Origin of the sequence: Planobispora longispora (genome assembly GCF_016863135.1) — a bacterium.
Taxonomy (GTDB): domain Bacteria; phylum Actinomycetota; class Actinomycetes; order Streptosporangiales; family Streptosporangiaceae; genus Planobispora; species Planobispora longispora.
In genome coordinates this window covers 1-19131 of the sequence record NZ_BOOH01000052.1, presented here as the reverse complement: position 1 = coordinate 19131, position 19131 = coordinate 1, and the positions used below count along the sequence as shown (strand labels likewise).

Genomic DNA, 19131 nt, shown 5'->3' with positions numbered 1-19131 from the left:
CTTCGTGTTCTCGACCACGCCGTCGGTTCATGCTCTGGTCGCAGTGCTCCCGGAGGAGGTGGAGGCGTCGACGCCCCTGTCCGGTGTGCCGCCGAGGGAGATGCCCCGCGCGCTGAGCAGCATCACCGAGGCGCAGCTTCCGACGAGGGCGATGTCAGCGAGGTTGCCGACGAACAGTCCGCCGTAGTCGATGAAGTCGACGACGTGGCCCCGGGCGAAGCCGGGCGGGCGAAACAGGCGGTCCAGCAGGTGAGAGGCGGCGCCGCCCAGCAGCGCGCCCAACGCCACAGTCCAGGCCGTCGAGCGCAGCCGCCGCCCGACATGCGCGATGCCGGCCACGACGGCAACCGCCACCAGGGTGAACACCCACGTCGCACCCTCGCCGATCGAGAAGGCGGCACCCGGGTTGAACAACAACCGCAGCTGAATCACCCCCGGGATCACCGAGACGCGTTCGCCGTCGGCCAGCGCCGAGATCGCCCACACCTTGGAGGCCTGATCGGCGAGAAGAACCATGACGGCCAGCACGAGCATCCATCCGTACGGCCGCATTCCTCGTCTCGCTCCGCCCGCGCTTCGTTCGTCCGCCATGCCTACCTCGCGATCGTGGGATCGAGCACAGCAAATCTAGCGATACCGACCTGCCGATGAGGATGCCGATCTACCGGGTGAGGTTAGGCGCGAAGGCATTCGAGCGTGCGGGGAGGCGATCGATCAGCGATGGGCCGTGGCGATGAGGCGCCGCAGCGCCGCGTGGACGGGCGGGCTGGTGAAGGGCGGTCAGGAAGGCAGGGATTTTCGGCGTTTCCCAGACCGTCCGCTGCCGCTCAGGACTGGTCGTTCGCAGTCGTGATGCCCGGCGGATCAGGGGCGGGTGCGGAAGGTGGCGCGGTAGCTGTGCGGGGAGGTGCCGACGGCGCGGGCGAAGTGGGCCCGCAGTGTGGCAGGAGAGCCCATGCCCACCGCTTCGGCGACCCGGCCTATCGGCAGGTCGGTGCTTTCCAGCAGGTGCTGGGCGCGGCGGATGCGGGCGTGCAACAGCCACTGCAGAGGAGTGGTCCCGATCTGAGCACGGAACCGGCGAGTCAGGGTCCGTACGCTGAGGCACGCGTGATGGGCGATGTCGCCGAGGCTCAGCGGCCGGTGCAGATTGGACTCCATCCAGGTGAGCACGGGCTGCAGCGCGCTCCCCGGGTCGCGGGGATCGGCGTGCCGGATGAACTGCGCCTGGCCTCCGTCACGCTGAGGTGACATCACTATCCGGCGGGCGGTCTCAGCGGCCACCGCCGAGCCGTGATCGCGCCGGACCAGATGCAGGCACAGGTCGATGCCGGCCGCCACCCCGGCCGAGGTGAGCAGATCGCCGTTGTCGGTGAACAGCACCGAGGCGTCGACCTCGACGGCGGGGTAGCGCCGGGCCAACTCGGCGGCGTAGCTCCAATGCGTGGTCGCCCGCCGTCCGTCGAGCAGCCCGGTGGCCGCCAGCGGGAACGCCCCCGCACAGATCGAGGCGATCCGCGCGCCGCGCCCAGCCGCCGCCCGCACCGCCTCCAGGACGTCCCCGGGCGGCTCTTGCAGGAAGTCCCAATGACCAGGGAGCACCAGGGTGTCGGCCGCTGCGAGGTCATCCAGCCCCCAGGCGGTCTCCAGTCGCATCGCGCCGAAAGGCTCCGAGGTCTGGACGGCACCGCCGACGGTGCACACCCGAGTCTCATACAACGGCCGGTGCCGATCACCAGTGGAACTGCCGAAGACCTGGGCGGGCACCGTCATGTCGAAGGCGACCACTCCGTTCATCGCCAGCACAGCGACCACATGCATGGCCAGAATCTAGCGCAGTACGGCATTGCAGACACTTTCCGCGCGGTCCCCCGGTGGCCACGATCGGACCCATGACAGATCACTTCACCGCCTTCGCGATTCCCGACACCTCGCTGACCCGCACGACGTACGGGTTCGTCCAGGACATCGCCTCACCGGCCGTCCTGACCCACAGCGTGCGCAGTTACCTGTTCGGCAGGGCCATCGGGCAGCGGCACGGGCTTCGGGCCGAGCACGACTACGACGACGAGGTCTTGTTTCTGGCGTGCATGTTGCACGACGCCGGGCTGACCGAGCGGGGCGAGCGGGGCGGGCGGTTCGAGGTGGACGGCGCGGACCTGGCCGCCGAGTTCCTCACCGGACAAGGGCTGGCCGCCGACCGGACCCACCTGGTCTGGCAGGCGATCGCCCTGCACACCAGTCTCGGCATCGCCGACAGGATGCGGCCCGAGATCGCGCTGACCCATGCCGGCGCGGGGGCGGACGTCGCGGCGTTCGGTGCCGAGGAGCTCCCCGCGGGCTATGCCGACCGGGTGCACGCCACCTATCCGAGACTGGGCGGTAGTGTCGAGTTGACCGAGCTCATCGTCGGCCAGGCGGCGCGCAACCCGGCCAAGGCCCCGCCGTTCTCCTTTCCGGCGGAACTGCTGCGGCAGGAGGTTCCCGGCACAGCCGTGCTGCCGTGGCGTGAGGTGGTCACCGCGGCCTGGTCCGGCCTCACCTGACAGGCCGGACCTCATCGGCCTCGCGCAAGACGGGAAGGACGCCCTCCGGCGGCTCGAGATGAGTGGTTTTCCCCGGGGGCGAGAACACACGCGGTGTGCTTCGGCTCCGGTTCCGCCGGGCGTTCCTGGTGCAGGGCGACGCCGGTGACGACCAGCACCACACCGATGATCTCCCTGGCGGTGGGGATCTGGGTGAGCACGATGAGGCCGATGACGGTGGCTGTGGCCGGCAGCAGCGACACCATCAAGGAATAGGTGGCGCGGGACAGGCGGGCCATGGCGAGTTGGTCGCTGACGTAGGGGATGACCGAGGAGCAGACGCCCACGCCGGCCGCGGCGGCCAGCGCGATGGGGTCGAGGAAGGCGGGCGCGGCCTGCCCGATGCCGATCGGCAGAGCGATCGCGGCGGCGATCGACATCGACAGGGCCAGGCCGTCGACGCCCGACACCTGCCGGCTGCGGGCGACGCGGTGGCCGAGCACGATGTAGAGGGCGAACAGTGCGGCGTTGGCGACGGCGAAGGCGATGCCGAGCGGTTCGGCGACCAGGCGCACGTCGGTGAGCAGGTACACCCCGGCGACCGCGGCGATCAGCGCGGCGAGGTTGCGGCGGGTACGGGCGGCGATCGCAGCCAGCACGATGACCGGCAGGAACTCGATCGCGGCGACGGTGCCCAGCGGGAGCCGGTCGATGGCCAGGTAGAACACGCTGTTCATCACGGCCAGCACGGCCGCCCACCCGGCCAGCAGCCACCGGGTGGGCCGGTCCAGGCGCTGCCAGAGCCGCCAGGGCCGCCGCCACACCGCGAGCACCGCGGCGGCGGTTGCGATCCGCAGCCACGCCACGCCGAGCACGTCGACGCGGGCGAACAGCAGCACTGCCAACGCCGGGCCGAGGTAGTGGAACACCGCACTGACCAGGAAGTACACATGTGGCGGCACCCGGTCTGCCAGCCGCGCCACCGGCGCCTGACCACTACGAGCCGGACCCGTCTTCGCCATGCCTCTATTGTCGAAAGACGAACGCCGCAGGGCCATACTCGATCGAAGGCTCAAGGGAGCGGATGTGGCGCCGAGAGAAAGCACAGGCCATTCAGGCTTTCCTGAAGGAAAGTCACTGCTGGATGAGACCAACCGGCGGTTGCTCGAGGCGCTCGGCGCCGCCCCTCGCGCGACCGCCGCGGAACTGGCCCGCCAGGTCGGCATGTCCGCGCCCGCCGTGCGCGAGCGCCTCGCCCGGCTGGAGCAGGCCGGTGTCATCCGCGGCTACCGCCTCGACATCGATCCCGCCGCGATCGGCCTGCCCGTCACCGCCTGGGTGCGCATCCGGCCCGGCCCCGGCCAACTACTCAAGATCACCGAACTCGCCGCCCGCACCCCGCAGGTCAGCGAGTGCTACCGCATCTCCGGTGAGGACTGCCTGCTGCTCAAGGTCCACGTCCCCACGATCGAAGACCTCGAAGCGGTCCTCGATGAGTTCCTGCTCCACGGCCAGACCCACAGCTCCTTCGTCGTGGCCACGCCCGTACCGCCACGCAACCCCGCCGCCGGACGGTGAGCGGAACCCGCTCCCAGCCCGCACCGACGAGGCCGCCTTGCATCCGCACCGAGGCGTCCAGCCACGGGGCGAGCTCTCGGCGGACGATTCCGGCGCCCTCGCCCCGGACGAAGGCGGCGCCGGCGGTCCCTCCGGCCCTGCCGGAGGGACCGGTCGGCCTCCGGCGCGATGTCAGCTCACCGCCTTGGCGACGAGGGCGGTGATCGTCTTTTCGGTCTCATCGCTCAGCTCGGTCACGGCGAAGGACGTGGGCCACAGGCCGCCGTCGCCGGCGAGGTTCGCCTCAGAGGTGAAGCCGAAGGTCGAGTACGGCTCTTTGTCCGCCTGCCCGCTGCGGAAGAAGCACACCACCTTCCCGGCCCTGGCGTAGGCGGGCTGGCCGTACCACAGCTTCGGCCTCAGCTGCGGAGCGGCAGCGGTGACGATGGCATGGACCCGCTCGGCCAGTTCGCGGTCCGGCGGCGCCATCTCGGCGATTTTCGCCAGTACGTCCTGCTCATCGGCTGCCGCCTTGCCGCCGCCCCGGCCGCGGCGGGCATCGGTCTTCAGCTCTGCCGCGCGCTCCTTGACGGCGGCACGCTCCAGTTCGGACAATCCCTGCCCGGAGGACGTGCGCCGCTTGTCGTGCTTACTGTCTTTCGATGCGGTGCTCATCGACGTCATGCTCTCTGTGCTGGGTCTTCGTGGTCATGGGGTGCTCACGGCAGGCGGGGTTTTCGGTGCGCCGCTTTCCACCAGAAGCCGTCCGGGGCGTCGTGCGGCGGGAAGCCTGCGTGGGTGGCGACGTTCATGCAGGTGACGCTAAGCGCGGTCCGGGAGTGCACGCTTCTTGATTCCTGACCGATTCACCGCCGCTGCGCGTGCGCCGCCACCTCACCGTCAAGATCCGGGATCGAGGCGGTCGTCGGGGGAGTTCGCCTGTCGGAGGGGTCGGGCAGGATGGCTGCCATGGTCTCTTATCAGTTGGTCATCGACTGTGCGGCGCCCGAGCGGATGGCCCGGTTCTGGGCGGGCGCGCTGCGCTACACGGTGGAGCCGCCGCCGGGTGGATTCGACACGTGGCGCGATTACTGGCGCAGTCTCGGAGTGCCGGAGGACGAGCTGGGCGAGGGGGACGGCAGCGACAGCATCGTCGATCCCGAGGGGTGCGGACCGAGGATCTGGTTTCAGCAGGTGCCGGAGGGCAAGGCGGTCAAGAACCGGTTCCACCTGGATGTGAAGGTGGGCGGCAGGCGGGAGGACGTGCCGCTGGAGACGCGCAGAGCGCGGGTGGACGCCGAGGTGGAGCGGCTCGTCCAGGCGGGGGCGTCCGTCGTGCGGGTGTTGTCACAGCCCGGGGTCGACCACTATGCGGTGGCGATGGCAGATCCCGAGGGGAACGAGTTCGACGTGGTCTAGCGTCGTTTTCCGCACGTCATCACGGCTCGCGCCGGGCGGGACGTCCGGGGTGGACGGTCACTCGAACAGGTGCAGGTGCGCCTGGCTCCAGGCGATCCGCCCCTCCAGCTCAGTCAGGAATCCGTCCGCGGCCCACGTGGCCTGGGGTTCGTGGCCCTGTTCCGCCAGGCGGCGCACCAGGTCGGCGGTGTCGCGCTGGTGGTTGACGACGGCCTCGACCACGCCCTGGGCGACGTCAAGTCCGTAGGCGTCGCAGAAGACCTCCAGGCGGCGGCGCCGGTCGGGCGGCTCCGGATGGCGCAGCCACCGCAGGCATTCGGCGTCGGCGCGGAAGGGGGCCGTGTACTCCAGGGCGTAGGCCACATCGTGCATGCGCGGCGCCGGCCGGGCGAAGTCCCAGTCGATGATCCCCACCGGCCGCAGGCCCCGCCAGACGACGTTCCAGGGGCCGAAGTCCCCGTGGCACACGACCGCGTCCTCAGCCGGACCGGCGGGTTCGGCGGACCAGATCATCCCCGGCTCCGGGGAGAAGCCGGCGCAGGCGTCGTGGTAGTCGCGCAGCAGCCGGGCGAAGGCGGCCAGACCGTGCTCGTCCACGACCTTGGCCCAGCCTGCCGGTCCGGCCTCGCCCTCGATGTGGGTGAGGACCTCGCGCCCCCTGTCGTCGATGCCCAAGGGCTGCGGCGCGTAGGGAAACCCGACCCGCTCCAGGTGGCGCAGCAGCGCGTGGACGGCGGGCGTCCAGGGCTGAACGGGCCTGCGGACGGTGTCGCCGATCCGGACGACCCGGCGATGGGCGCCCTCCTGCAGTACTTCCTCGTCTGCCACCCGGCCGACGCTACTCAAGCCCCGCGTCCTCTGCGCGTGTAGGCGCGGAGCGACAGCGGGACGAAGATCACCAGCAGCGCGGCCGACCAGAGCAGGACGGCCGTCACCGGGTGCGCGAGCGGCCAGGCCACGTTTCCGGACGGGGCGCCCGGGTTGCCGAACAGCTCCCGTGAGGCGGCGGTGAGCGCGCTCACCGGATTCCAGTCGGCCAGGAAGCGCAGCCAGCCCGGCATGCCGCCGGTCGGGACGAACGCGTTCGACAGCATCGTGAACGGCAGGAACAGCGGCACCATCGCGTCGGCGACCTGGTCGTTCTTCACCGCCAGGCCCACGTAGACGCCTGCCCAGCTCAACGCGTACCGCAGCACGATCATCAGCAGGAACGCCTGGACCGTGGGGATCGGGCCGCGGTGCGCCTGCCAGCCCACCAGCAGGCCCGCGCCCACCATGATGGCCAGCATCAGCAGGCCGATCAGCAGGTCGGCGCCGGTCTGCCCGAACGGCACCGCCGAGCGCGCCATCGGCATGGAGCGGAACCGGTCCATCACACCGCGGGAGGCGTCGGCGGCCATCCGCGTCATGACCCCCATCACCGAGGAGAAGGTCACCATCGCGAACAGGCCGGGCATGAGGTACTCGCGGTAGTCGCCGCCGTCCGGCACCTGGATCGCGCTGCCGAAGACGTACCCGAACAGCACCACCATGACGGCCGGGAAGATCAACGCCGCGACGAGTTCGCCGGGATTGTGCCGCAGCCGTCCCAGCTCGCGGCCGACCAGGGTCAGCCCGTCAGTGAACGTCCACCGCAGGCGGCGGCCCAGCGGCGGGGCGAGGTCGGTCATCAGACCAGTTCCTTCCGGTCGGTGAGGCGCAGGAACACCTCGTCCAGGGTGGGACGGCGCAGCCGCACGTCGGCCGCGGCGACCCCGGCGCGGTCGAGCTCGCGCACGATGTCGGCGAGCCGGAAGCCGCCCCCCGACAGGGCGACGCCGAGCCGGTCGGCGCCGGTCATCGTGGGATCGGTCCCGGCCAGGGCCTTCAGCGCGGTCGCCGCCGAGGGCAGGGCGGCGGGGTCTTCGAGGACCACGTCGAGGCGGTCGCCGATCGTGGCCTTCAGCTCCTCGGGTGTGCCCGTGGCGATCGCCTGTCCGTGGTCGACGACGACGATGTCGTCGGCCAGTTGGTCGGCCTCGTCCAGGTACTGCGTGGTGAGCAGCACCGTGGTGCCGTCCGCCGCCAGCTCGCGGACGTTGTCCCAGATCTCGCCGCGGCTGCGCGGGTCCAGGCCGGTGGTCGGCTCGTCCAGGAAGAGCACCTCGGGGCGCAGGATGAGGCTGGTGATCAGGTCGAGGCGGCGCCGCATGCCGCCGGAGTAGCCGGTGACCTGCCGATCGGCGGCGTCCATCAGACCGAAGCGTTCGAGCAGCTCGTCGGCCCGCCGGTGCGCCTCGCGCCGGGACAGGTGGGACAGGCGCCCGAACATGCGCAGGTTGCCACGTCCGGTGAGCTTCTCGTCCACGGCGGCGTACTGGCCCGCGAGCCCGATCCTGGCGCGCACCTCGCCGGCTTCGCGGACGACGTCGTACCCGGCGATGCGGGCGTGCCCGGCATCGGGATCGGACAAGGTCGCCAGGATGCGCACCGCGGTCGTCTTCCCCGCGCCGTTGGGCCCCAGCACGCCGCAGACCGTTCCTCCCGGAACGCTCAGGTCCAGCCCCCGCAGGGCGTGGGTGCCGCCGAAGGACTTGTGCAACCCCTCGGCGAAGACGACCGGATCCGCCATGACCCCTCCACTGGATACGTTGTACGCTGTTGCGGGTCAGGCTAAATTACTGGGTACGAGGTACGCAAGTAGGGGTGGGACGGTGACCGACGCCGAATACGTGAACATCTGGATGCGGCCCGAGCGCCCGGCCCGCGGGCCGAAGCCGGTCTACAGCCGCGCGCAGATCACCGAGGCGGCGATCCGGATCGCCGACGCCGAGGGGCTGGAGGCCGCGACCATGCGGCGGATCGCCGCCGAGATCGGCGCCGGCGCGATGTCCCTCTACCGGCACGTCCCGAGCCGCGACAACCTGGTCGAGCTCATGGCCGACCGGCTGATGGGCGAGATCGACCTCACGGGCATGCCCTCGGGCGACTGGCGCGCCGACCTGACCCGCTACGCCGGCGAGCTGCGGGCCATGTGGCTGAGGCACCCGTGGATCGCCGCCGTGCAGCGGTCGCTCCCCAGTTTCGGCCCCAACCAGCTGCTCTTGATCGAACGGCTGCTGGGAGTGCTCGACGCGTTCGTCTCCATCGACGAGAACCTCGGCCTCATCGCCATGCTGAACAGCTACGTCGAGGGCGCCGTCCGCGAGGAGAACAGCTCGGCCGAGGAGTTCCGCCGCAGCGGGCTCAGCGAGGCGGAGTGGATGGCACGCAGCTACCCGTACATCGATCAGCTGGTGAAGAGCGGGGATTACCCGATCTTCACCAAGATCGTGACGGAGGCGCGCCAGCCGCACCTGAGCCGCGACGACCAGTTCCGGTACGGGCTCCAGCGCGTCCTCGACTTCATCGCCGCGGCCATCCCGCCGGGAACCGGGTCCGCAGAGGCCGGGCCTCCGGCGGAGGCCGTCCGGCGCGACCGGCTCCCGGCCGCGCGGCCCGGCCCGTCCGACGCCCCGCGTGACGAAACCCCTGCCCCGGCCAGCGCTCCGACCTCTGGCTGTGACGAAACAGCGAGCCCGGTGATCGGCGAGACATCCGTCTGTGACGAAACTCCGGACGACCTCCTCCCGGTTCCCGGGTGCGCCGTGTGCGGCGGCGCCGTCCCCAGAGCCGTCACCGGACGGCCCCGCGAATACTGCTCGCGGGCCTGCCGGCAGCGCGCTTACCGCACCCGGAGAGGGGCCGGATCCCCAGGGTGATCACCGGAGGCGGGGTGGGGGCGGGGTGGGGCGGCCCGGACCTGCCGGGCGGTGAAGTCGGCGGTGCTGAAGTCGGCGGTGCTGAAGTCGGCGGTGCTGAAGGAGCGCAGGCAGCGGGGCCCGCGTCACAGGCGCACGATCATCTTTCCCGTGTTCTCGCCGCGGAGCAGGCCGAGGAACGCGGCCGGAGCGTTCTCCAGGCCGTCGACCACGGTCTCGCTCGCGGTGATCCGGCCCTCCCGGAGCCAGCCGCCGACCTCGGCGATCATGTCGGGCATCCGGGCGGAGTGGTCGCCGACGATGAAGCCGCGCAGGGTGAGGCGCTTGCCGACGGCGAGGAAGAGGTTGCGCGGGGCGGGCGCGGGCTCGGTGGCGTTGTAGACCGCGATCGCGCCGCACATGGCGACCCGGCCGCCGGTGTTGAGCGAGCCGATCGCGGCCTCCAGGTGGTCCGCGCCGACGTTGTCGAAGTAGACGTCGATGCCGCCGGGAGCGGCCTTCCGCAGCTGCTCGGCGACCGGGCCGTTGCGGTAGTTGAAGGCCGCGTCGAAACCGATCTCGTGCAGGTGGTCGACTTTCTCGTCGGAGCCCGCGCTGCCGACGACCAGGGAGGCGCCCTTCAGCTTGGCGATCTGGCCCACGAGGCTGCCCACCGCTCCGGCGGCGCCCGAGACGAAGACCGCGTCGCCTTCCTTGAACGAGGCCACGTCGAGCAGGCCGGCGTAGGCCGTGAGGCCCGGCATGCCGAGCACGCCGAGGTACGCCGAGGGGGAGACGCCCTCGATCCGCTCGACCTTGCGCGCCCGGGAGGCCTCCAGCACGGCCTGTTCCCGCCAGCCCAGGCCGTGCAGGACGAGGTCGCCCTCGGCGAGACCGGGCGCGCGCGACTCGACGACCTCGCCGATCGCCCCGCCGTCCAGCGGCTCGCCGAGCCGGAACGGCGGCACGTACGACTTCACGTCGTTCATGCGGCCCCGCATGTACGGATCGACCGACATGAACAGGTTGCGGACCAGCGCCTGGCCCTCCTGAAGGGCCGGCGGCGCCACCTCCACCAGGTCGAAGTTGTCGGCGGTGGGCCAGCCGGAGGGACGGGAGGCGAGGTTGATCTGCCGAGACACGATGATGCTCCTCAAACGTTGACGTACCTCAACTATACTCATCGGTATGAATGTGACCGGTGAAGTGGTGGCCCTCATGGGAGAGATCGCGGTCCGCTACAACAAGAGATACGAGGAGGCCGCCGCCCGCCACCAGCTCACCGCCCTGCAGGCCAAGGCGCTCGTGCTGGTGGCCGCGGAGCCGCTGCCCATGCGGCGGATGGCCCGCCTCTTCAACTGCGACCCGTCCAACGTGACCGGCATCGTGGACCGGCTGGAGGCGCGGGGATTCCTCCGCCGCGAGCCGGACCCCGCCGACCGCAGGGTGAAGAACGTCACGCTCACGCCGGAGGGCCGGCAGGTCGTGCGGGAGCTCCGCCAATCCCTCGGATTCGCGGCGGCCCCGCTGGCCGCGCTGACCGAGTCCGAGCGGATCCAGCTCCGGGATCTCCTCAAGCGCATGCTGGCGGCCGACACCGACACCGACGCCGGGGCCCCCTGAGGCATCGGCGGCCTGCCTGGCTCCGGGACGTCAGCGCGAGCCCGCGACCCGGTGCGCACGCAGCCCTCGCGGAATGACGATGTGATCCGCTTTACGTGACGTGCCGGTCTGCGGATCGAACACGAAACGCGTGTAGGCCGAATAGTTTCGCCACGGGCCCTTGAGGATCGGAAGCCGGATCGTCAGTGTGCCCGACCGGTTCCAGGTCAGGTAGACATTGTGCGTGGGCACCGGGATGCGGGGGCGGACCTCCGTGCCTTTGCCGAGGCTCGTGAACGTGATCCAGTCGGGCCCCTCGGGTTCCTGGTGAACCCGGGTGGCGAGGGTGTCGCCGTCGCCGGCGAGGGCGGTGGCATCGCCCATTCGCCGCACCACGGTCGAGGTCGCGGTGTCGTACAGCGCCACCTTGTCGCCGTATTCGTCGGTGTAGGCAAGCATACGGGTGGCGTCCGGGGTGAAAGAGATGATGTTCCATCGCGGGGGGAGGGTGGAGACGGCGCCGGTTGCGGTGTTCACCAGGCGCAGGGGTTTCCCCGCCGACCGCTCACGGACGCCGACGAAGCGGCCGAGCGGTGAAACAGTCAGCTCCACCTTCCCCGGCGGCATGATGAAGCCGGGGACCTGGCGTACGTAGCCGTCGACGATGCTCCTGACGACCAGGGCCCCGTCCCCGCGGCGCGAATAGGCGAGATGCCCTCCGTGCGGTGAGACCCCCATCGGGGCGGCGGACGCCTTCTCCGGTTCGGGGCCTGGGATGATCGCCCGCGCGTCCTTGATCCGGATGACCCGCCCGTCACTCAGCCGCGCTTTCCAAGGGCCGCACAGACGACGGCCGCCGCAACTGCCCAGGCCCATGTAGCGAAGGGTCGGGCCCTTCGTCCGCTCGGACGCCACCGGCCGGTGGAGCACACCCGCCGGCTCGGAGACACCCGCCACAGCCTGGCCGGAGACGAGAAAGAATCCAGGTGCGAGGAGAAGCGAGACCGACGTCCGTACAGCAGGTGCGCGCCTCATCTCGGTCCACCTCTTTCTCCGCAGGGGATCATTGTGAACGGTCATCGCTCCGGTGGCGGGTCCCGGCGGATCGTCGCACACCAGGCGGCGATCTCGGTACGGCGGGCCGCCCCCAGTTTGGCGAGGATGTGCTCGATGTGCGCGGAGATCGTCTTGGGTGAGAGCACGAGCCGTTCGGCGATCTGCCGGTTGGTGAGGCCGCCCGCGACGAGCTGCGCGACCTCGAATTCGCGTGCGCTGAGCGGGTGCCAGGGAGCTCGCGGCCGGTCGCGGCCGGACGGTCCGGCGGGGCGGCCGGAAGCGCCCGCCGGGCGATCGGCGGCATCGGGGAGACGGCCGGCCAGACGATCGGCGGCGTCGGCGAGGGGGACGGCGCCGATCCTCGCCGCACCGGCGCGGACCCGGTCGAGGAACCGGCCCGCCTCGGCGTGGCGGCCGGTCGCGGCGGCGACCTCCGCCAGGTCCAGCAACGCCCACGCGCCCTCCCAGAACCGGCGCGCGGCCCGCCAGGACTCGGCCGCCGGCTCCAGCGCCGACCGGGCGGCGGACGCGTCCCCGCGGGCGAGGAGGACGAGTCCGCGCGCGTGGCCGATCGCGGGCAGCGTGCCGGGGATGGCCCGGGCCTCGATCAGCGCGCCGGCCCGCTCCGACCAGGCGTGGGCGGCGTCGGCGTCGCCGCGCGCCAGATGGGCCCGCACGCCGGTGAGCAGGTACGGGAACAGGTAGGCGGCGTCGGCGACGTCGGCCGAGGCGTGGCGGCCCCGCTCGCAGAGGACGAGCGCGGCGTCGTGGTCGCCCCGCAGCCGGGCGGCTTCGGCCAGTCCCCACAGCGGGGGCGACAACCGCTGCAGCTCGGCCATCCGCTCCCCCTCGGCCAGCGCCTCCCCCAGCAGGCCGGCGGCGGCTTCCCAGTCACCGCGCCCCAGGGCCAGGTAGCCCAGGACGTACCGCGCGGTGATCCGGGTGGTGACCCCGCCCCGCCCGTCGGCCAGGGCGTGCCGCGCGGTCCGTCCGGCCGTCTGCCAGTCGCCGACGGCCCACTGGACGTGCGCGAGGTGCGAGGCCATGTAGTGCCGGTGGTTCCACAGCTCGACCCTCTCGGCGTACCGGATGCCCTCGGTGAGCCAGTCCTCGGCGCGGCCGTACTCCACCAGCACCGACGCGCATGACCCGATCATGCGGTACCCGCGCGCCGCCTCCGCTTCCTGATGCGTGCCGCGGGCGCGGGCGATCGCGCCTTCGAGCAGCGGCCAGCCCTGATCCATCCGTCCGGCGAAGACCAGGACCGATCCGAGCGTCGCGTCGGCGTTCAGGACGGCCTCCTCGTCGCCGATCCGGAGGCTTTCCGCGCGACCGCGCTCGGCGTGGTCGATCGCCTCGTCGAGGCGCCGGTCCAGCATGTACGCGGCGGCCATCGCCGAGCGCAGCCTGGCCCGCTCCAGATCCGCGCCGATCACCCCGTCCAGGCTGTCCAGCGCGCCGCGCAGCGTCCGCACCCGGGCGTCCAGACCGTCACCGAGCAGGTGGGCGACCGCGACCATGCGCGGCGCCAGCGCGGCCGCCGTGCGCGCGGCTCCGGCGCCGACGGCCACCTCGTGGGCGATCCGGTACGCCTCGGCGGCGGCGGTGTTGTCGTCGGCGGCCGCGGCCTCGTCGCCGAGCGCGGCGAACAGTTCGGCCCGCTCCGGCGGCGCGAGGCCGGGGGGCAGGTTGCGCACCGCCCGGCGGTACAGTTCGAGCGCCTGGCCGTGGGCCGACATCGCCGCGGCCTCGCGTGCGGCGATGATCGCGTGGCGGTACGCGTGCTCGGCGCGTTGCGCCTGCTCGAAATGGGCGGAGACGAACGCGCCGCGATAGCCGCGCTGCGCGGCGGTGCGCGCCGCGCTCTCGTGCAGGCGGCGTCGCGCCGGCAGGTCGGTGTCGGCGTACAGGGTGTCGCGGATCAACGCGTGCCGGAAGTCGAAGGTGACCGCGTCGGCGCCGGGCAGGACCAGATACGCCTCCTGCAACTCGCGCAGGGCCGCGGCGACCTCGGCCGGATCCGCTCCGGTGACGGCGGTCAGCAGGTCGAAGTCGAAGGAGCGGCCGATGACCGCCGCCGCGGACGCCACCGCGCGCGTACGCGCGGCCAGGTGCCGCGCACGGCTCAGTACGGCGTCGGCCAGCGTGTCGGGCACCGCGGCCGCCCGCACCGCCGGGCCGGACTGCGGTGTCGGCGCGCCGGCTCCGACGGCGGCGAGGAGTTCCTCGATGTGCAGCGGGATGCCGTCGCTGCGGTCGTGGACCGCCGCCACCAGCGAGGCCGGGGGCGGCCGGCCGAGCGTCGCGCCGATCATGGTCGCGGTCTGGACGGATGTCAGGCGCGTCAGCCGGATCTCCTCGGCGAGCCGCTGGGCCAGCAGGCGGGCGCGCAGCTCGCGCATGGGCAGGCCGGGGTACAACTCGTCGCTGCGGTACGCTCCCGCGACCAGCATCGGCCTGGTCGCGAGCCGGCCTGCCAGGTGGCCGAGCACGTCGAGGCTCAGGTCGTCGGCCCAGTGCAGGTCCTCCAGGATCGTCAGCACCGGACCGCCCGAGCCGGCCGTGACGAGCAGGTCGGCCAGGTCCTGCACCAGCAGGCGGCGCCGGTGGTGCGCGTCGCCGTCGGCGGCGGAGATCGCGCGCGCCCGCGAGGACAGGCCGCGGCCGAGCCGGCTCAGCGCGGGCTCGCCGGCGGCGGTCAGCTCCGCGGCCAGGTCCAGCAGCAGGCCCGCGAACGACTGCGCGTCGCCGGGGAACGCCGCCGCCCGTACCACCGTGAACCCCCCGGCCCGGGCGCGCCGGGCGATCACGCCGAGCAGCCGCGTCTTGCCGATGCCCGCCTCGCCCGCGACCAGCAGCAGCCCGCCGGCCCCGTCCGCGGCCCCGGCGAGCCGGCGGCCGGCCAGCGCGACCATGTCGTCCCTGCCCACCAGGACGGGCGACTGGACCACGCCGTGAGCCGGCATCGCGCGCTCCTTCCGGCAGCGGCATCCGGCGGCGGTGACGGCGAAATAGGTCACCTGACCGATGAATCCGTCCCCTCTCCGGATGCAGGCTTGACCGCATTCCAACCGGAAAGCGAGGAGCCCGCAATGGCGAAGTTCATGGACGTGCACAGCGGATTCGTCGGTGTGACCGAGGAGCAGCTGCGCGAGGCGCACGAACGGGATCTGGCTGTCGAGGCGAGCGAGGGCGTGCACTTCGAACGCGCGTGGCTCGACCCGGAGTCGGGCAAGGTCTTCTGCCTGTCGTCCGGCCCGTCGAAGGAGGCGGTGCTCCGCGTCCACGAGAAGGCCGGTCACCCCACGACGGAGATCTACGAACTGCCGATCGAGATCGAGTAGCCCGCCGATCGGCGCCGGCGCCTCGCGGGCGCCTCCGGCACGGTGGCGCGGCGGCGACAGGGGCGGACAGGGGCGGACAGGGGCGACGAGGACGACGGGGGGCAAGGGACGGACAGCGGCGACGGGGGCGCGGCTGTCGATGTTTCCCTCTCTGCGGGCCTACGATCTCGCTGGGGTCCGCAGAGAGAAGAGACTGATCTGATGTTCACCGGGCGAAGACGAGATCCGGGCGGGGCCGGCGGCTCCGCCCGCGCCCAGCTCGCGCTGATCGCCGCCGTCCAAGTCCTGGTGATGTCCACCTGGTTCTCCGCCTCGGCGGTCGTCCCCGCCCTGCGCGGCGAGTGGGGCATCACGCAGGGAGCGGCCACGTGGCTGACGATCTCGGTGCAGCTCGGTTTCGTCACCGGCGCGCTGCTGGCCGCGGCGCTGAACCTGCCCGACGTCGTCCCCGCGCACCGGCTCGTCGCGGTGTGCGCCCTGGCCGGTTCGGCGACGACCGCGGGTGTCGCGGCTTTCGCCGACGGGCTCTGGACGGCGGTGCCGCTGCGTTTCGCCACCGGCGTCGCCCTGGCCGGCGTCTACCCGCCCGGGCTGAAGCTGATGGCGTCGTGGTTCGACCGGGGGCGCGGCTTCGCCCTCGGGCTGCTGGTCGGCGCTCTGACGCTGGGCAGCGCGCTCCCCCAGCTCATCGGCGGCTTCGCCGCCCTGCCCTGGCGGACGGTGCTGTACGTGTCGTGTGCGCTGGCCGCCGCAGGCGGCCTGCTCGCCGCCGGGGTGGTACGGCCCGGCCCCTACTCTGCCCCGGCCGCGCCGTTCGCCCCGCGGTACATGATCACCCTGTTCCGGGAACGGGGCCCCCGTCTGGCCAATCTCGGTTATCTGGGGCACATGTGGGAGTTGTACGCCATGTGGACCTGGTTGCCCGCGTACATCACCGCGAGCCAGGCGGTCCGCCCCGGGCACGGCGCCGGGGCGCTGCCGCCCGGCGTGACCGCGTTCCTGGCGATCGGCGTGGCCGGCGTCGCCGGGTGCCTGCTCGCCGGGTGGCTCGGCGACCGCGTCGGCAGGGCTCGCCTGGCGGCGCTGGCGATGACGGTCAGCGGCGCCTGCTGCCTGCTGGCCGCGCTCGTCTTCGGCGGGCCTCCCCCGCTGGTGTTCGGGGTGCTGGTCGTCTGGGGCGCGTCCGTCATCGCGGACTCGGGCCTGTTCTCCGCCTGCACCAGCGAGGTCGCCGACCGCCGGTACGTCGGCACGGCCCTCACCGCCCAGACGGCTGCCGGGTTCCTGCTGACCGTCGTCACCATCCAGGCGACACCGCTGCTCGCCGAGGCGGTCGGCTGGCGGCTGGCGGTCGCGGTGCTCGGGATCGGGCCGCTCGCCGGCGCGGTCGCCATGATCCGGCTCCAGCGGTACATGACCTCGGAGCATCCACTCGCAACCGGAAGGACGGTGGCACGCCCATGAGCACGACCTGGCCGAAAGGCGCCCCGAGACCAGGCGACCGCGCCGAGCTCTCGCGCAAGGTGGAGCCGGCCGACATCGAGCTGTTCACCCGGATCAGCGGCGACCGCAACCCGCTCCACTACGACGAGGAGGCCGCCGCCGCGTCGCCCTTCGGCGAGATCATCGTCCAGGGCGGGGTGACCAGCGCGCTCCTCAACGCCGTCGTGGCGGAGCGGCTGCCCGGGCCCGGCACCGTGTTCCTGAACGTGAACTGGAACTTCCTGGCGCCGGTACGGCCCGGCGACGAGATCACCGGCACGGTCGAGGTCGTCGAGGTGCGAACGGACAAGCCGGTCACCAAGGTGCGCACCACCGTGACGCGCCAGGACGGCACCGTGGTCCTGGAGGGGACGGCGGTCTGCTACACGGTGGCGGTGGTCTGACGGCCCTGGCCGTCGCGGCACGTCGCGGCGCCGTGCGATCCGCGCCGGACCACCTCCGCCGGGCTGGCACTGGCCGGTCCCCGCTCCTTCGGCTACGACTGCGACTACCTGCCCCGGCCCGTCTCCCCTGGCCCACAGGTTCCCGAATCCGGTTCGGCCGCATCCCGTTGATCGCCGCCGTCACCGGGTAGAGGGGCCGGCGTGCTGAACGATACGAGCGGGCGGAGCGCCCACCGTGCCCTGGTCATCGGCATCGCGGCCAGCGCCGTACTGACCGGGATGGTGTGGCTGCTCGGCCGGCGGCTGAGCGACGTCCCCCTCCTTCCCGACCAGGGCGCGTCCTGGTACTACTGGAAGCTGCCCGAGCCGACCGCCTGGACCCGGGCCTCGGCCTGGCTCGGCTACGCCGCCCACCAGGCGGCGATCTGGGGGCTGATCTACTACGCCCAGACACGGGTCCGCCGCTACACCTCGGGCCTGCACGCCGTCAACGTCGTCGCCCTCGCGGTGAACTTCGCCTTCGTGCTCCTGCACACCCTGCAGACCCACCTGTTCTACGACGGGCTCGCCCAGGACGTCTCGATCTTCAGCTCCCAGGGGTCGGTCGTCCTGCTGCTGGTCGTGGTCCTGCTGATGGAGAACCGCCGCCGCGGGCTGTTCTTCGGCAGGCCCGCGCCCATCGGCGCCGAGGTCGTCGGGTTCGCCCGCAAGTACCACGGCTACCTGTTCAGCTGGGCCGCCGTCTACACCTTCTGGTACCACCCGATGGAGGCCACCAGCGGTCACCTGATCGGCTTCTTCTACATGTTCCTGCTCCTGCTGCAGGGCAGCCTCTTCCTGACCCGGGCGCACACCGACCGCCGGTGGACCTTCACCCTGGAGATCATGGTGGCGGTGCACGGCACCCTCGTGGCCGTCATGACCAGCGGCCCCGGCGGCGCCTGGCCGATGTTCCTGTTCGGCTTCCTCGGCGTCTTCCTGATCACGCAGATGCACGGCCTCGGACTGTCGGCGGCCGTCAGGTGGCTGCTCGCCGCCGCTTACGCCGGAGCCGTCCTGGCGGTGTACGGCGCCCGCGGCCTCGGCGCGGCCACCGAGATCGTCCGCATCCCCGCGGTCGAGTATCTCCTGGTCGCCGTGGTCGCCCTGCTGATCTGGCTCGGGCTGCGGGTGTCCAGGCTCCTGACCGGAGCGGAATCCCCCGTCAGCCGTCGAGGAGCCGGTCGTCCAGATGCGCCCCGTAGAACGCGGTCTGGCGGGCCATGATGACGCTCATCGGCGTGCCGCGCGGCACGCCGTAGACGGTCCCGGGAAAGTCGAGGCCGCGCTGCTTCTCCCACAGCTCGTCGTGCCGGTCGGGGGAGAACAGCTCGGCCGGGTCCCCGGCCGCGATCCAGCCGACCGGCACGACGCCGTCCGGCTCCAGCCGCGAGTTGACGTGCAGCACGCTGTTGATCCGCAGCTCCGAGCGTGTCCCCGCCACGGATCCGGGGAACAGCGACGCGCCCGTGGCCACGAAGACCTCGTCCTCGACGGTCGCCCCGTTGACGTGCGCGTGCGGGCCGATCAGCACCGCGTCGCCCAGCACCGCCGGGTGCTCCGCCCGGCCGCGGACCAGCGCGTTCTCCATCACCACCACGTCCGCGCCGATGCGCACCTCGCCGTCCTCGGCGGTGAGCACGGCGCCGTGCAGGATCCGCGCCCGCTCGCCCAGGACGACCCCTCCGCACAGAACCGCCGAGGGGGCGACGTAGGCGGACTCGGGAACGACCGGCCGCTTGCCTCGGTGCTCGATCAGCATGCCCCGAGCGTAGAGGGCGCTCTCTGGAGAGAAATACCTTAGGGAGGTATGGTGTCATGAAGAGCGAGGTCACCACGAGCGGAGACGCGGCATGGCGGGATACCCCCATGACGAGCAGGACCGCTCCCAAGCCGGTACGGCGCGATTGGCCGTACAGCGCGGGGTGCGCCTACGGCGCGTGGCGGTACGGCGCGGTTGGCGCCGGTACGGCGCGCACCCGGG

At 72.1% G+C, this 19131-nt stretch carries 20 protein-coding genes and 1 pseudogene; 10 read left to right on the top strand and 11 right to left on the bottom strand.

What is annotated here, in order from left to right:
* Nucleotides 1-27 precede the first annotated feature (27 nt).
* Both Plo01_RS30890 and Plo01_RS30885 read right to left on the bottom strand, forming a co-directional pair.
* A complete protein-coding gene (locus Plo01_RS30890; protein WP_203894261.1) occupies nucleotides 28-534 on the bottom strand; it encodes a signal peptidase II in 507 nt (168 codons plus the stop codon).
* A gap of 330 nt (nucleotides 535-864) precedes the next feature.
* A complete protein-coding gene (locus Plo01_RS30885; protein WP_203894260.1) occupies nucleotides 865-1821 on the bottom strand; it encodes a GlxA family transcriptional regulator in 957 nt (318 codons plus the stop codon).
* Between the two features lie 71 nt (nucleotides 1822-1892).
* On the opposite strand from Plo01_RS30885, the gene Plo01_RS30880 reads away from it, so the two are divergent.
* Entirely contained in the window at nucleotides 1893-2546 is a 654-nt protein-coding gene (locus tag Plo01_RS30880; protein WP_203894259.1) for an HD domain-containing protein, read from the top strand.
* An 11-nt stretch (nucleotides 2547-2557) separates the two neighbouring features.
* Here Plo01_RS30880 and Plo01_RS30875 read toward each other — a convergent pair whose 3' ends face one another.
* Nucleotides 2558-3547 (bottom strand): EamA family transporter, encoded by a 990-nt coding sequence (locus Plo01_RS30875; protein ID WP_203894258.1) that lies wholly within the window; start codon nucleotides 3545-3547, stop codon nucleotides 2558-2560.
* Here Plo01_RS30875 and Plo01_RS30870 point away from each other — a divergent pair.
* Complete coding sequence (locus tag Plo01_RS30870; protein WP_275415440.1) at nucleotides 3546-4103, top strand: Lrp/AsnC family transcriptional regulator; 558 nt, start codon at nucleotides 3546-3548, stop codon at nucleotides 4101-4103. The two genes, Plo01_RS30875 and Plo01_RS30870, sit on opposite strands and share 2 nt — an antisense overlap.
* Before the next feature lie 171 nt (nucleotides 4104-4274).
* On the opposite strand, the gene Plo01_RS30865 is transcribed toward Plo01_RS30870, so the two are convergent.
* A complete protein-coding gene (locus tag Plo01_RS30865) occupies nucleotides 4275-4757 on the bottom strand; it encodes an iron chaperone (protein ID WP_203894256.1) in 483 nt (160 codons plus the stop codon).
* A 294-nt stretch (nucleotides 4758-5051) separates the two neighbouring features.
* On the opposite strand from Plo01_RS30865, the gene Plo01_RS30860 reads away from it, so the two are divergent.
* Nucleotides 5052-5501 carry a VOC family protein gene (locus Plo01_RS30860; RefSeq protein ID WP_239317399.1) on the top strand — a complete coding sequence of 150 codons (450 nt, stop codon included), beginning with the start codon at nucleotides 5052-5054 and terminating at the stop codon, nucleotides 5499-5501.
* A gap of 57 nt (nucleotides 5502-5558) precedes the next feature.
* Here the strand turns inward: Plo01_RS30860 and Plo01_RS30855 are convergent, their stop codons facing one another.
* The 3 genes from Plo01_RS30855 to Plo01_RS30845 are packed head-to-tail and all read right to left on the bottom strand — an operon-like array spanning nucleotide 5559 to nucleotide 8112.
* A complete protein-coding gene (locus tag Plo01_RS30855; RefSeq protein WP_203894254.1) occupies nucleotides 5559-6329 on the bottom strand; it encodes an aminoglycoside phosphotransferase family protein in 771 nt (256 codons plus the stop codon).
* Nucleotides 6330-6343: 14 nt separating this feature from the next.
* Nucleotides 6344-7171, bottom strand: a complete 828-nt coding sequence (locus Plo01_RS30850) for an ABC transporter permease (RefSeq protein WP_203894253.1) — start codon at nucleotides 7169-7171, stop codon at nucleotides 6344-6346.
* Nucleotides 7171-8112, bottom strand: coding sequence for an ATP-binding cassette domain-containing protein (locus Plo01_RS30845; RefSeq protein ID WP_203894252.1), 942 nt, complete (start codon nucleotides 8110-8112; stop codon nucleotides 7171-7173). Before Plo01_RS30845 ends, Plo01_RS30850 begins: the two co-directional genes overlap by 1 nt.
* A gap of 82 nt (nucleotides 8113-8194) precedes the next feature.
* Between Plo01_RS30845 and Plo01_RS30840 the strand changes: the two genes are divergently transcribed.
* The gene (locus tag Plo01_RS30840) at nucleotides 8195-9241 is read left to right on the top strand and encodes a TetR/AcrR family transcriptional regulator (protein ID WP_239317396.1); all 1047 of its coding nucleotides are present in this window, start codon (nucleotides 8195-8197) and stop codon (nucleotides 9239-9241) included.
* A 125-nt stretch (nucleotides 9242-9366) separates the two neighbouring features.
* Here Plo01_RS30840 and Plo01_RS30835 read toward each other — a convergent pair whose 3' ends face one another.
* Entirely contained in the window at nucleotides 9367-10404 is a 1038-nt protein-coding gene (locus Plo01_RS30835) for an NADP-dependent oxidoreductase (RefSeq protein WP_203894251.1), read from the bottom strand.
* Between the two features lie 4 nt (nucleotides 10405-10408).
* Here Plo01_RS30835 and Plo01_RS30830 point away from each other — a divergent pair, with 4 nt between their 5' ends.
* Nucleotides 10409-10843 carry a MarR family winged helix-turn-helix transcriptional regulator gene (locus Plo01_RS30830; RefSeq protein ID WP_203894250.1) on the top strand — a complete coding sequence of 145 codons (435 nt, stop codon included), beginning with the start codon at nucleotides 10409-10411 and terminating at the stop codon, nucleotides 10841-10843.
* Between the two features lie 30 nt (nucleotides 10844-10873).
* Here Plo01_RS30830 and Plo01_RS30825 read toward each other — a convergent pair whose 3' ends face one another.
* The gene (locus tag Plo01_RS30825) at nucleotides 10874-11698 is read right to left on the bottom strand and encodes a TolB family protein (RefSeq protein WP_203894249.1); all 825 of its coding nucleotides are present in this window, start codon (nucleotides 11696-11698) and stop codon (nucleotides 10874-10876) included.
* A 200-nt stretch (nucleotides 11699-11898) separates the two neighbouring features.
* Nucleotides 11899-14844 carry a helix-turn-helix transcriptional regulator gene (locus Plo01_RS30820; protein ID WP_203894248.1) on the bottom strand — a complete coding sequence of 982 codons (2946 nt, stop codon included), beginning with the start codon at nucleotides 14842-14844 and terminating at the stop codon, nucleotides 11899-11901.
* 126 nt (nucleotides 14845-14970) lie between these two features.
* Between Plo01_RS30820 and Plo01_RS30815 the strand changes: the two genes are divergently transcribed.
* The 5 genes and pseudogenes from Plo01_RS30815 (at nucleotide 14971) to Plo01_RS30800 (ending at nucleotide 18374) form a co-directional block, all read left to right on the top strand.
* Nucleotides 14971-15222 (top strand): SCO4226 family nickel-binding protein, encoded by a 252-nt coding sequence (locus Plo01_RS30815; protein WP_203894247.1) that lies wholly within the window; start codon nucleotides 14971-14973, stop codon nucleotides 15220-15222.
* Between the two features lie 201 nt (nucleotides 15223-15423).
* Nucleotides 15424-16686 (top strand): MFS transporter, encoded by a 1263-nt coding sequence (locus Plo01_RS30810; protein ID WP_203894246.1) that lies wholly within the window; start codon nucleotides 15424-15426, stop codon nucleotides 16684-16686.
* On the top strand, nucleotides 16683-17108 hold the full coding sequence (locus Plo01_RS30805; protein WP_203894245.1) for a MaoC family dehydratase: 426 nt from the start codon (nucleotides 16683-16685) through the stop codon (nucleotides 17106-17108). Before Plo01_RS30810 ends, Plo01_RS30805 begins: the two co-directional genes overlap by 4 nt.
* 33 nt (nucleotides 17109-17141) lie before the next feature.
* Nucleotides 17142-17279: pseudogene (locus Plo01_RS41430) on the top strand (hypothetical protein); the annotation flags it as partial.
* Nucleotides 17280-17309: 30 nt separating this feature from the next.
* Nucleotides 17310-18374, top strand: coding sequence for a hypothetical protein (locus Plo01_RS30800; RefSeq protein WP_239317392.1), 1065 nt, complete (start codon nucleotides 17310-17312; stop codon nucleotides 18372-18374).
* Here Plo01_RS30800 and Plo01_RS30795 read toward each other — a convergent pair.
* Nucleotides 18313-18909 carry a gamma carbonic anhydrase family protein gene (locus tag Plo01_RS30795; RefSeq protein ID WP_203894244.1) on the bottom strand — a complete coding sequence of 199 codons (597 nt, stop codon included), beginning with the start codon at nucleotides 18907-18909 and terminating at the stop codon, nucleotides 18313-18315. The genes Plo01_RS30800 and Plo01_RS30795 overlap by 62 nt on opposite strands.
* Nucleotides 18910-19131: the final 222 nt, after the last annotated feature.